8 protein-coding genes are annotated in these 12,913 nt (G+C 65.6%); 3 read left to right on the plus strand and 5 right to left on the minus strand.

All coding sequences use genetic code 11. From position 1 onward, the window contains the following. Window positions 1–158: 158 nt before the first annotated feature. Entirely contained in the window at window positions 159–443 is a 285-nt protein-coding gene (locus ACFV15_RS25680) for a peptidase inhibitor family I36 protein (RefSeq protein ID WP_378353146.1), read from the plus strand. A gap of 113 nt (window positions 444–556) precedes the next feature. After that, the gene (locus ACFV15_RS25685; RefSeq protein WP_378353147.1) at window positions 557–961 is read left to right on the plus strand and encodes a hypothetical protein; all 405 of its coding nucleotides are present in this window, start codon (window positions 557–559) and stop codon (window positions 959–961) included. Window positions 962–1,090: 129 nt separating this feature from the next. On the opposite strand, the gene ACFV15_RS25690 is transcribed toward ACFV15_RS25685, so the two are convergent. Genes ACFV15_RS25690 through ACFV15_RS25700 form a run of 3 tightly spaced genes read right to left on the minus strand, consistent with a single transcriptional unit; the run spans window position 1,091 to window position 5,036 of the window. Continuing rightward, on the minus strand, window positions 1,091–2,602 hold the full coding sequence (locus ACFV15_RS25690) for a glycoside hydrolase (RefSeq protein WP_378353148.1): 1,512 nt from the start codon (window positions 2,600–2,602) through the stop codon (window positions 1,091–1,093). Between the two features lie 43 nt (window positions 2,603–2,645). Beyond that, window positions 2,646–3,965: a right-handed parallel beta-helix repeat-containing protein gene (locus ACFV15_RS25695; protein WP_378353149.1), complete on the minus strand. Its 1,320-nt coding sequence runs from the start codon at window positions 3,963–3,965 to the stop codon at window positions 2,646–2,648. A 54-nt stretch (window positions 3,966–4,019) separates the two neighbouring features. Then, window positions 4,020–5,036: a GDSL-type esterase/lipase family protein gene (locus ACFV15_RS25700; RefSeq protein ID WP_378353150.1), complete on the minus strand. Its 1,017-nt coding sequence runs from the start codon at window positions 5,034–5,036 to the stop codon at window positions 4,020–4,022. A 627-nt stretch (window positions 5,037–5,663) separates the two neighbouring features. On the opposite strand from ACFV15_RS25700, the gene ACFV15_RS25705 reads away from it, so the two are divergent. Continuing rightward, window positions 5,664–6,878, plus strand: coding sequence for a glycoside hydrolase family 5 protein (locus tag ACFV15_RS25705; RefSeq protein WP_378353151.1), 1,215 nt, complete (start codon window positions 5,664–5,666; stop codon window positions 6,876–6,878). 396 nt (window positions 6,879–7,274) lie between these two features. On the opposite strand, the gene ACFV15_RS25710 is transcribed toward ACFV15_RS25705, so the two are convergent. Then, window positions 7,275–9,698 carry a glycoside hydrolase N-terminal domain-containing protein gene (locus ACFV15_RS25710; protein ID WP_378353152.1) on the minus strand — a complete coding sequence of 808 codons (2,424 nt, stop codon included), beginning with the start codon at window positions 9,696–9,698 and terminating at the stop codon, window positions 7,275–7,277. A 26-nt stretch (window positions 9,699–9,724) separates the two neighbouring features. After that, window positions 9,725–12,712: a glycoside hydrolase family 3 C-terminal domain-containing protein gene (locus tag ACFV15_RS25715; RefSeq protein ID WP_378353153.1), complete on the minus strand. Its 2,988-nt coding sequence runs from the start codon at window positions 12,710–12,712 to the stop codon at window positions 9,725–9,727. Window positions 12,713–12,913: the final 201 nt, after the last annotated feature.

Consider the following 12,913-nt stretch of genomic DNA (forward strand, 5'->3'; position numbering starts at 1 on the left):
CACGATGGGCAGCCTCGATCTTGTACTCGGCCGTGTACGAACGGCGCTTGCGAGGAGGCATGAGGACATCCTTTCAACAGGACGACTGGTCCTGCTAACTCGGTGTCCACTACCCGGGGTGAACCTCAACAGCGGTAGTAGCGAGTCCTGCACAAGCGGTGGAGACGTGCGGTGAGGCGCAAGTGTGCTTCTACGTGGACAAGAACTTCCAGGGATTCAGAACTCGTTTCTGGGATGACCAGAACCAGTTGAACAGGAAACTTGACTTCAGGGCGAACTCCGAGTCGCGCACTGTGTCGTCGATCAAGAACCTCACCCCTTACTACTTCAGGATGTGGAACTCCAAGGGACAGAACCGCTGCATCGCACCGAGCTTCCAATCGGCGAACCTCGGCCGGTGGGAAGACGACGTGAAGTACATCGGCTTCTATACGAAGTGCTGACCAGGTAACCAAAAACCCCCGGGTCGCGCGGCTGCTCTCGCGTCGCGCGGCCCGGTTTCCACCGGGCACGGCCAACTCCGATGTCAGGTCGATCAGAAGAGCGGAGAGTTGCAATGCATCAGCGAACTTTCGCGCAGCGAGCGGTGACCGCCCTCATGACGCTTCTGGCGGTGGCGGGTACGACCGCGATCGCCGCACCGGGCGCGGACGCGGCGGCGAACCGCCGTGTTTGTGTATACAGCAAGGTCGACGCGAAGACGGACGCCAAAGGTGGGCGCTCCAACTTCCAGTGGGCGATGAACTACAAGAAGGCCGGCGGCTGCCCCACCAACAACAATCGGGCCTCGCTCCAGTCCACCGCGAGGGCCACGGCGTACACCAAGGTCACGTGCGAGGAGTACGCGATGTGGGTCAGGGTCCACTACGACCCGTGCCCCACTATGCAGGTGGACTCGCTCTACTACATCGAGTGGCACGAGAACGGTGGGACGACGTTCTCGAACCGCGGGCACTACTGACGAAGTCCTGCCGGAGGGGAATGGGAAGGGGTGGACCTTGGGTTCACCCCTTCCCGTGCGCCGCCTGCTTCGAGAGGTTGGGACCGCGGCTACGGGCGCCCCGATTTCCCAGCACGGCCGGTTGACGCGTCAGCGTTGCGGTCGAGTCGTTCCACCGGCGCGGAAGACGTAGGTGGAAATGCTTTGCGCAGGCAGGCTCAGCGAGGCGACGTCAGCCGAGACGGACGGCAAACCGATCGTGGCCAGGTTCTCGCTGGCGCTGGTGCGGTAAGCGCCGCTCGCCGAAATGCCACTGGAAGGCAGTCGCACGCTGACGGACTGGGCGCTCTTGCTCAGGTTGGTGACGACGAGTGTCCAGGTACCCCCGGAGGACGTGGCCATGATCTGCAGACCGTTCGGCGCGCCCGTCACGGGGTGGCGAACGGAGCCGGGGCGGACGAACTTGCTGTACTGGCCCAGCGCGTAGAACCGTTTGGTCAGGTAAAGGTTCTGGTTTCCGTTGCTCGCGTAGTCGGGGTCGTAGTAGATCAGCCCGTCGTTGTAGCCCTTGTCGTTGACGGTGGTGGCGCACGCCGGGCTGCTGCCAGGGCTACAGCCGATCACCTTGGACAGGGCGGTCCACCAGTGGAACGCCGAGTCATTGGCGACGGTGAAATCCCGGTACATGATGCCGGCCATCGCGAGACCGCCCGTGATGGTGGGATCGTACTGCGCGCCGTAAGCGGGGGTCGTGCTGTTGCTCCAGCAGCAGACTTCCGTCGCCCACGAGGTCTTGCCATACCGCTTGGCGAGCGCGGGTATCTTCGCGAGGGTGGCATCGTTCGGGAAGTCGTAGGTGTGGTGGGCCAGCGCTGCCACGTACCGCGAGGTGCCGGGTTGACCGATCCATTGGGGGACTTCGGAGAGGAATTTGTCGACATGGTCGGACTCGTCGGCGATGATCCGCGTGGACGGCGACCGTGACGCCAGCACCTGCCCCACCGCCCGCACGATGTCGTCACGCTGGCCGACGGGAACCAGCATGCCTTCCTGAGTGCAGGCGGAGAAGGAGACGCGCGGTTCGTTCATCGGGCTGAGGTGATCGATCGACACTCCCTCAGCCGCGAAGTGGGTGATGATGTCGGCCAGGTAGGTGGCGTACGCCTGGGTCGAGCCCGGCTTCAGGCTCCCGCCACAGCTCTTGCCGTTGCTCGTCCACGCCGCCGGAGCGCTGTTGACGAAGCCGACGATGTCCGGCACGCCGTACTGGGCGGCGTAGCGCAGGAAGGTCGTGCCGCCCGGATCCCGGCTCCAGTCGTAGCGGCCAGGTGAGATCATGAGCGACTGCGGCGCACGGTCACCCGCGGCCACACCGACCCCGCCGCCACCGATGTTGTACCGATAGGCCGACAGCTGAATTCCATCTGGCCCGAACAGGAGTTCCGCGACCCGCTGCCGGGTGGCAGGGGAAAAGCGGGCCAGATCGTTGACCCACCAGGCACCCGACGCACCGATGTTCTGGATCGTCTGTGCCGGCGTCGAAGAAACCTCGGCCACGGTCTGCAGGTCCGTGGCCGCGCCATCGGCGATTCCCGTGGCGCCGAGCACAAGGGCAGAGGCGGCCGCCATCGGGCCGAACCAGGATCCGGGTCTGGAGATCACATCGTCCTTCTTCCTTCTGAACTTGCCTGCCGAGCAGACATCACTAGCTCTCGAAGGCGCCGAGGTCCGGTGCCCGTCCACCGAAGGGCAGGCCGACGTTCGTGCCTTTGTCGATCAGGGCGCTGTTCGAAGCGAGACGCAGATGAGGCAGCACGGGCAGGCTGCCGTCTGCCTGGCGAGGCGCGTCCCAGCCGGACGTCGACACACTCCGGAACTCGGTGTCCGACAAAGTGATGTTCAGGTTCCACGAGTTGTACGCGGCGTTCGCTCCGGACATGTTCGACAGCAAGGTGCCCTTGTAGGCGATGTTGTTGCGCAGGTTGCCGAGACCGACCGCGCCGCCAATGGAATTGATCCCGAGCATGTTGAAATCGGAGTGGTTCGAGAAGCTGGTGTTGTTGAAGTAGTCGTTGGCCAGCGTGTGGTGGTTGGCGTAGACGCCCGCGGCTTTGTTGTTGAACGCCACTGACTCGCGGAGGGTGTGCTTGGCGCCGTCGCGGACATACTTGCCGCCGTAGCCGCCCATTTTGAAACCGTTCCCGTTGCCGGATGCCGTGGTCGTGCCTGGGAGGTATCCGTTGCGCCAGGTCCAGGATTTCTCGATGGTCACCGACGAGAAGGCATTGATGAGGTCGAAACCGTCGTCGGAGTTCCACCACGCGCGGCAGCCGCGGAAGATGTTACCGGGGTGGTTGGCCGAGATGTGCGCACCGAACCCGTCCGCGCTTTCGCCGGCACCGTTGGACGTACGTGGATCGTAGTTGTCATGGGAATCGGAGTTGAGCACGAGGTTGCCGCCCCCATCCTGGATGAACAAGCCGGGTCCCATGTTGTGATGCAGGTCGAGCAGCTCGAAGACGTTGTTGCTGCCCGAGATCCAGACGCCCCAGGATTCATGGTTCCGGTTGTTGTTCTGGGGTACCCCTTTGACTTCCAATCCCTTGAGGTGGATCCAGTCACCGGTCACGTCAAAACCCTTGATGCGGCAGTCGTTCCGCACCCGCGAGAAGTCGAAGACAGGCCGCTCCCCCGGAAACGCCCAGTAGCGGATCAGGTTTCCCGGACCGCCGCTCTTGTTCAGGGTGATCGCGTCCACCTTGTCCGTCTGGCTCTTGCAGTTGGCGTTCGCACCGCTGTAGGCATAGGTGCCGCCCCGGAAATAGACCGTGTCGCCAGGCCGGACCACCGCCTGAGCGTGTGCGATCGACGCCCAGGGGGCGGCCTGCGTCCCGGCGGCGCTGTCGCTGCCCGCCGGAGCGACGTAGTAGACGTTCGCGGCCGCGGGACTGCCGACGGCAACCCCGCTTCCCACCACGACAGTCGTGGTCGCTACGACCGCGGCGATCAACAGTGCACGGGTCATGACTTCGCTCCAAAATCGGGATTGGGTCTTCGCGGTCGCGCTCGGCGCCGCGCCTCAACCGAGAATCGGCGCGAGCCTGGCCGCGATCTTCTGGTGACCGCCGTCGTTGGGATGCGTACCGTCGACCGTGTCGGTGGCTTTGTTGATCCAGCCCTCGGTGTCGATGAACCGGACCTGGCTGTCGCCGGCGTTGGTGCGGGCGGCCACCGCGGCCCTCGTCTCAGCGGCGTAACGCTGGTAGAAGTTCTCCATCGCGTAGATGCGCGCGTTCGGGTACTTCGCACGGACCCGTTGCAGCAGCGTGATGTACGCACTCTGGAACTGCGATCCCGAGACGCCGTGCGACTTGTCGTTGGTACCGAGGTTGATCACCACGTCGCCGGCCTGGTAACGAGTGAAGTCCCACTCCGGCGCGCCGGCGCTCAAGCCCATTTTGAGGAACCTGTCCCGCATGCCGACACACCCGTCGGAAGCCGGATAGAGGCACGCACCGCCGACCGCGATCTGGGTGTGAGCCGCTCCCAGCTTTTCCGCGGCCAGCCAACCGTACGCGGTCAGCGCCTGCTTGGAGGATCGCTGCCCCACCGTGATCGAGTCGCCGATGAACTCGATGATCCGGGAGGGCACGCTCGGCGGCACCGTGTGCGCACCGGAATCCAGTATCACGCCCTGGAACACCGCGTCGCCGTGGTACGAACCCGCGACCGGCCGGTAGGACACTCGCATCGTGTGCGTGCCTGCCGGCAACCTGGCCGGTGTCAGGTCCACGATCCCCCGGACGTTCGTTCGCGACACCCAAGGCCCGCCGTCGATGCTGGTGAACAAATCGATGCTGTTGCGCTGACGCAGTTTCACGGTGGTGCCGGTGAAGCCGACCACCACGTAGGCGCCCGCCCACTCGGACACGTAGGCACCGGTCGACCGCGTGTCCCACCGGCCGAAGTACCTGATGTTGGCGTCGGCAGGTGATCCGTCGCCGGTGGCGGCCACCGCGGGCTGGACCGCGGTTGTCACCGCCGCCATGACGGCCACCACGAGCATCCCGATTCGCGACTTCGTATCAAACGGCATGGTATGCCTCATTCCTCTCCTGCGTGGACGTCCACTGTGGAGGCGGCGAGCGAGCGACGGATCCAGCCGTCGGTTCTCCTCGCGAAACAGGCTTCGGATTGAGCCGCGCTCGCCGGGCAACCGGCGCGGGACACGGTCATTCGATCTCCCTTGATCGACGACGTGACAGGAGGGACGGGAATCTGGGAACGTGCACAACCAACTACGCGCAGTTCCAGCAAAGATAGAACCTTATCTGAGCGGGATGCGCAACCCTTGGACGCGAACTTCTGTGAACGTGCACAGCCGTGGGCGCGGGGTGTCGCGGCTGCCCGGAGCGGCGCGCGGCAGTACTGCCGGCCCACCCCTCCGAGTACCCAGGCAAGGGATCGAGGCCGCCCGATAGGCGGGTTTCGAATGTCTTGACTGCACGGATCAAGCATGTTCGAATACGTTTTCCGAGGCGCGCTACCGGACACCCTCCCCACGGGGTGTCATAGCCTCTCGTGCCAAGCCGATCGCGCCGGACAGGCTCGTCGACAAGACGGTCGTGTCGAGCATCGGACGCTCATGCCGACGCCACGATCACCACCGCGCCCATGCGGGGCAGATCTTCTTGGATCACACCACTAAACCGGCGGAGAGGGAATGTTCATGGTTTCAAAAGCAAGCAAGATCAGACCCGCGTTTCTTGCCATCGCACTGGCGGTCGCCGCATCCATGACCTGCTTGACAAATCAAGCATCGGCCGACACCGTCAAGCCGCTGAACGCCGCGCAGATAGTCGCCGAAATGGGCGCGGGCTGGAACCTGGGAAACCAGCTGGAAGCCAACATCAACGGTGTCCCGAACGAAACGGCATGGGGTCAACCGGCAATCACGCAAGCCCTCATCGACAAGGTGAAGGCGGCCGGATTCAAATCGATACGAATCCCGGTCTCCTACCTCAACAACATCGGCCCCGGACCGGACTACAAGATCAATTCAGCCTGGCTGAACCGAGTCCAGCAGGTCACCAACTACGCATACAGCCGCGGCCTGTATGTGATGATCAACATGCACGGTGACGGCTACAAGTCCATCGGCGGCTCCTGGCTGATCTGCGATTCGTCGAACCAGACAGCGATCAAGGCCAAATATCAGAAGGTCTGGCAGCAGATCGCGACCAGGTTCCAAGGGTACGACCAGCACCTGATCCTGGAGTCCATGAACGAGGAGTTCGACGGTCAGTACGGCCGCCCGACCCAGCCTTGCTATTCCAACATCAACGCCTACAACCAGATCTTCGTGGACACCGTGCGAAAGACCGGCGGAAACAACGGATCGCGCTGGCTGCTCGTTCCAGGCTGGAACACGAACATCGACTTCACCGCGGGCAATTACGGGTTCGTACTGCCGACAGACCGATATCGGTCCACTTCCATTCCGAGCAGTGAACAAAGAATCATGATCTCCGTTCACTACTACAGCCCCTGGGACTTCGCCGGAGAGACAACCGGCACCATCACGCAATGGGGACGAGGAGCGACCAACCCGGCAAAGAGGTCGACCTGGGGACAGGAGGACTACCTGGATTCGCAACTGAAATTGATGCGCGACAAGTTCGTCACCAAGGGATACCCGGTGGTCGTCGGCGAATACGGCTCGATCGACAAGTCGTCCTTCGATTCGTCGAACAACAGGTACCGCGCGGACTTCGCGCGTGCCATCGCGGCCACCGCCAAGAAGTACGGGGCCACCACCGTCTACTGGGACAACGGCGAAACCGGCCGGTACGGGTTCGGGCTGTTCAACCGAAGGACCTTGGCGGTGACCCAGCAGGGCATCATCAACGCCATCATGAGCGGCGTCGGCGCCAGGTGAGCCGGACACTCACCCCAGCAGGCTGATCACCGCCGAGAGTACAGAGCCGAACCGCGCGACCCAAGGTCGCGCGGTTCGGCTTTTGTACGGGTCAGGCCGGCGACATCGACGACCGTGTCGTCCATCCATGCACGCGTGTCGTCCATCTGCGTACGGATGGCGTCCATCCACGTACATCGGTCGGGCCGCCGTGGCTGTGATGGGTGGGTTTGAACATGGGCCGCGACCCATTACGTGTACCTGGTCAGACGGCACGCGTGCACAGACGGACGACACGCGTACCTGAACGGACGACACGCGTACACAGAGGGGACGACACGCGTACCTGGACGGACGACACGACAGCGGTCGGCCCAGGTCACGCAGCATCGACCTATCGCGCGGGCAGTCCCGGGCCTACGCCGCCGTCATGAGGTAGGCACCGCCCGGCCGCGTGACCAGCCGGATGGTGTCGGCACCGGTTCGCGTCCATCGCACCGCTGTGCCCGTGCGCGCGTCGACTACCCGGAATGACGACGTGAAGAGGCTGTTCTTCACCGTCACCTCTCCTCCCTTGTCGGCGCAGAGCCGCAGCTCGGCCGCCTGCCCCGCTCGCCAGGTGGCACCCACGGTGAAAGCACCGCGTGCCCGCAACCCGTCCACCCGCCCGGAAGGCCAGGCCGCGGGCAGCGCCGGGAGCAGGTGCACCGTTCCGGTCTGGCTCTGCACCAGCATTTCGGCCACCGCGGCGGTCGCGCCGAAATTGCCGTCGATCTGGAACGGCGGGTGGGTGTCCCACAAATTCGGGAGAGTCTGGAAACGCAATTGATCACGCAAGGCGGCGAACGCGGAATCGCCTTTCTGCAACCGGGCCCAGAAGTTGGCCTTCCACGCCCGGCTCCAGCCTGGCGCGCTCGCGTCCGGGCCGCCTTCGCGCGCGGCCAGCGATTTCGCCGCGGCCGCCGCGAGGTCCGGTGTGGTGAGCGGGGAGATCTGCCTGCCAGGATGCAGCCCGTAAAGCTGCGAGACGTGCCGATGGGTGTCGGCGGGGTCGTCGAGGTCTTCTTTCCATTCCTGCAGCTGTCCCCAAGACCCGATGCGCAGGCCGGGATCGAGCTTCGCGCGTGCGGCCGCGACACCCGCTCGGAAGGCCTGGTCGCCGCCGAGCACCTCGCCCGCGTCGAGCAGGTTGGTGAACAGGTCCCAGATCACCTGCTGCGACATCGCCGCTCCGGCGGTGTACGGCCCGTGCTCGGGTGAGTAGGACGGCACCGCGACGAGCTTCCCGTCACGGGGATCGGCCACCAGCGTGTCGAGCCAGAACCGCGCCGCGTCACGCAGGATGGGGTAGGCCTTCTCGCGCAGGAACTTCCGGTCCTGGGTGAACTCGTAGTGTTCCCAGAGGTGCCGCGTCAACCAGGCCGCGGACTCGGGGAACCAGAACGCGGTCGGCCAGTCGTGCACGCCCGTGAAGTCGAAGGCGTTGGTTTCGTTGTGCAGCACGAAACCACCCGCGCCGAACATCGACTTGGCGGTTTCCCTGCCGCGGGGCCGCAGCCGGTCGATGAAATCGAACAGCGGCGGGGTGGTCTCGCCGAGGTTGGTGACCTCCGCGGGCCAGTAGTTCATCTGCAGGTTGATGTTGACGTGGTAGTCGGCCGACCACGGCGCCGACGGGTACTGATTCCAGACGCCCTGCAGGTTCGCCGGAAGCGATCCGGGGCGGGACGAGCTCACCAGCAGATACCTGCCGTAGTTGAAGAACAGCGCCTCCAGCGCGCGGTCCCCCGCGCCCTGCCCTCCGGTGTACGCGGCGAGCAGCTTGTCGGTCGGCACCTGGGGCATCTGCTGGCCGATGTCGAGCGCGACCCGGTCGTACAGTGCCCGGTAGTCACGCTCATGCCGGGCGAGCAGGTCGTCGAACGACCTCCTCGCCGCGGAGTCGACGGTCGCACCGACCCGCTGATGCGGGGCCTCGCCCTGATAGTCCGGGTAGTGGTGGGCGTAGTCGGTGCCCGCGGCCAGCACCAGCGTCACCGAGTCGGCACCGGCCACCTTCACCCCGGCGGCCGATTCGGTGCGAACCCCGCCCTGGTTCCGCACCAGCACCTGCGCCTCGAGCGCCATGCCGTTGTCCGCCAGCTTGCCTGCCAGCGTCAACCGGCCGCCGGCCGCGGACACGACCGCGCGCTGATGTGGCGAGGTGAGCCTCGTGGTGAATGACACCGCACCCCGCCGGTCCGCGCTGACCCGGACGACGATCGCGCCGTCCGGATAACTCGCGAACGCCTCCCTCGTGTACCGCACTCCGTCAGCCACATAGCTGACGCGGCTCACCGCGCGGGAAATGTCCAGCTCCCGGCGGTAGTCCTTGACCTCGGCCGGTTCGACGCCGTCGAGGTAGACGTCGCCGAAGGGCTGATAGCTGCCGTACGCCCGTTTCGGCTGCCCCAGCAACGCGGCCATCGCCTCTGGCTGCTGGGGACCCTTTTCCAGGATCGTCTTGCGCGCTTCCGCCAGCGCGCCGGGCCTCGGCGACTCCCAGTTGCCACCCGTGTAGGCGGGATCGGCACCGGGGCCGCCGGACCACAGCGTTTTCTCGTTGAACTGCAGGTGCTCCTGCCCGACACCGCCGAAGACGGTGGCGCCGAGCGCGCCATTGCCGATGGGCAGGGTCTGGCCCTCCCAATCGGTGGCCGGCTGGTTGTACCAGAGCACCTGCCGGTCGCGGCCGGGTGGCGTGCCGCAGACAGGCGTTCCCGCCAGCGCCGGAGTGGCAGGCGGCACGACCATGCCTGCCAGCAGCGCACAGACCAGCCATTGCCGCCGGATCTTCACCACGACACGTCTCCTTGGTTCACTCGGACTCAGCGCAGCGAGAACTTGCTGATACGCGCATCGGACTTGAACACGAGGTAGACGTCCTGCCTGCCGGTCAGCCCCGACATCGACGCCGTGGTGGTCACGTACTTGTACTTGTCACCGGTGCTCGCGATCTGCGCGGTTCCGGCCAGCCTGCCGTTCGGGCCGCCGATCCGGATCTCCACAGTGGACGTTCCGGACTCGGCGCGGGCGACCTTCGCGGTGAACGTCCTGGCGCCGGAACGGAAGTCCACGTCCTTGAACCGCAGCCAGTCCCCCGCGCCGACCCCGACCGCGTCGCCGAGTGCCTTGCTCTCGTCGACCAGGTCGACGCCCGAGTAGTCGTCGAAGTCGATCGCCCTGGTCTCACTGGTGAGGTCACGCGGCGGAATCTGCTCGCCGCGCACGGACAGCGGCGATGTCAGCCGGATGTCCGAAGCGGACGCGCCGACCATCACGTCGTGGGTGGCCGTCTCGAGCACCCACTTGTTACGGGTGACGTCCCAATGCCTGAGGTCCGGTACGGACAGCCGGACCGTCTTGGTCTCACCCGGCCGCAGGTTCACCCGTTCGAAGGCGCGCAACTGCTTGTTCGGCTGCTCGTCGCGGGAGACGCGCTGGTGGGTGTAGAGCTGGACCACCTCGTCGCCCGCGCGCTTGCCGGTGTTGGTCACCTTCACCGTCGCGTCGAACGTCCCTTGTGGACCGGGTGCGCCCAGTCGCAGGTCGCTGTAGCGGAAGTCGGTGTAGGACAGTCCGTGGCCGAAGGCGTACAGCGGATCGCCGTTGTAGTACTGGTAGGTGCGGTCACGCTTGATGATGTCGTAGTCCAGGATGCTCGGGAGATCACCGGCCGAGCGATACCAGGTCTGGGTGAGGCGGCCGGCGGGGTTCACGTCGCCGTAGAGCACATCGGCGAGCGCGTTGCCGGTCTCCTGGCCCGCGTGTGTGGTCCACACGATGCCCGGCACGTTCGCCTGCTCCCAGTTCAGCGTCGTGGGGTAGCTGTTCTCGACCACCACGACGGTGTTCGGGTTGGCCTGGCGGACGGCCTTGATCAACGCGCTCTGGCTCTCCGCCAGTGCCATCGTGGTGCGGTCGTGGTCTTCACGGCCGTTGATGAACGGCATGCTGCCCACGACCACGACCGCCGTTTCGGCGGCGCGCGCCGCGCGCACCGCGCTGTCGATGCCCGAGGTGATCCGTTCTTTGCGGAACTTGGTCGCGCCTGCCGCGTCCGGGGAGCCCAGCGTCAGCGTGCCGTCCGCGGCGACGGTCAGATAGTTGTTCGGGCCGTCCCAGCCGTTCGAGGTCTCGTAGCCGGTGTACTTGATCACCACCGTGCCGTCACCCGCGTCCTCCAGCTTGAACTGCTGGTGGGCGAACCAGCCCCGCGGCTGCGGCGCCTGGTTCGCGAACGGGCTGGTGGCCGCGCCCAGTTCCTGCCGCTCGACATACTTGCCGTTGGCCACGTTGCGCAGAGTCAGCACGCCCTGGCCCCAGTCGAAGGTGTCGAACTGCTCGGTCGCGCCCGCGGTGGTGGCACCGGCCTTGAGCACCGCACCGGCGTCGCCTGCCCCGCCGCTGAGGTACTTGCCGGTCGCGGCTTCGCGCAGTGCGATCCGGTCGACGGCCTCGGTGTCGGTGACCTGCGCGCCGCCGCCCAGCCGCGCCTTGATTCCGTCCAGCGGGGTCACCGAGTACGGCAGCCCGCCGGAGTACCAGTCGGTGTACTGGGTCTTCTCCAGCGGCCCGATCACCGCGACCGCGCGCTTCGGGTCCAGCGGCAGGACGCCGCGGTCGTTCTTCAGCAGCACCATGGCTTCACCGGCCGACTTGCGGGCGAGTGCCCTGGCCGCCGGGCTGTTCACCACGTCCTTGCCGATCTTGGCGTACGGGCCGCCGTCCGGGTCGAAGTCACCGAGCCGGAAACGGACGCTCAGCACGTGCTTCACCGCGTTGTCGATGTCCGATTCGGCGAGCAATCCCTTGGACAGCGCGGAATTGATGATCTCGATAGTCGGGCCGGGACGGAAGTCGTCGACCGTGAAGCTGTCGAGCCCGGCCTTGAGCGAGGCGGCGAAACCTTCCTCGTTCGTCCCGAAGTACTGCTCGGAACCGGTCAGGTTGTACGGCGCGAACGCGTCGCTGACGTTGTACAGCGGCTTGTCCGTCCAGGACCGCACGGCGTCGTCGAGGTCGGGGTTGACGGTCGCGGGGCGGCCGTTGACGAGGTTGTACGAGGCCATCACCCCGGTCGCGGCGCCGGCGGAGATCGCGGGCTTGAACGCCTGCTGGTCGTACTCCCGCAGCACGCGAGGCCGCAGGTTGGACGACGTGGTGGAGCGGTCGACCTCGTTGTTGTTGGCCAGGTAGTGCTTGAGCACGGGAGCGGCCTTCAGGTACTTCGGGTCATCGCCGGTCATCCCCTTGCCGTACGCCGTCGAGATGGCGCCGGTCAGCATCGGGTCCTCGGAGTAGCCCTCTTCGTTGCGTCCCCAGCGCGGGTCACGCAGCAGGTTCACCACCGGTGCCCACAACTGCAGTCCCCAGAAGCCGGGGTCCACCGAGTGGTAGCCGCGGGCTTCGTCGCCGACCACCGAACCGACCTGCTTGATCAACGCCGGATCCCAGGTGGACGCCAGCCCGACCGCCTGCGGGAAGACCGTGGCCTTGGCGGTCACGACGTCGCCCTTCGTCCGCTCCGTCGTCCAGCCGAGCCCGTGCAGCGCTTCGGTGCCGGTCTTGAACTCGGGAACACCCAGCCGCGGGATCGCGGGCTGGAACTGGTGCAGCAACGACACCTTCTCCGCCAGCGTCAGCCGCTGCACCAGATCGTTCACGCGCGCGTCGAGCGGCAGTGCCGGATCGCGGAACGGATAGTCGTCCAGGCTCTCCGCGGCCGCCGGCGAGGCTAGCCCTGCCGAGAGGGCGACCGTCATGGCGAACATGCCAATACGGCGCAGCCTGCCAATGAGACTTGTTCTGCTCATAAGTACTCCACAGCTCAAGAAATCGAAGCGCTTCGACGCTGGCCAGACCTGGTTACCCGGCTGGTTTTCGGACGGTGGCGTGCACTGGACGACCGAACAGGAAAAGATCAACCGCTGATACGTAATCGGCTCCGTGTTACGGCGATGTTAGCTGAGCTCACACGGCGGGACAATGGCCCTTTTCCAGGGCAGGGTCGTCTC

This window comes from Amycolatopsis sp. NPDC059657 (genome assembly GCF_042734395.1).
Taxonomy (GTDB): domain Bacteria; phylum Actinomycetota; class Actinomycetes; order Mycobacteriales; family Pseudonocardiaceae; genus Amycolatopsis.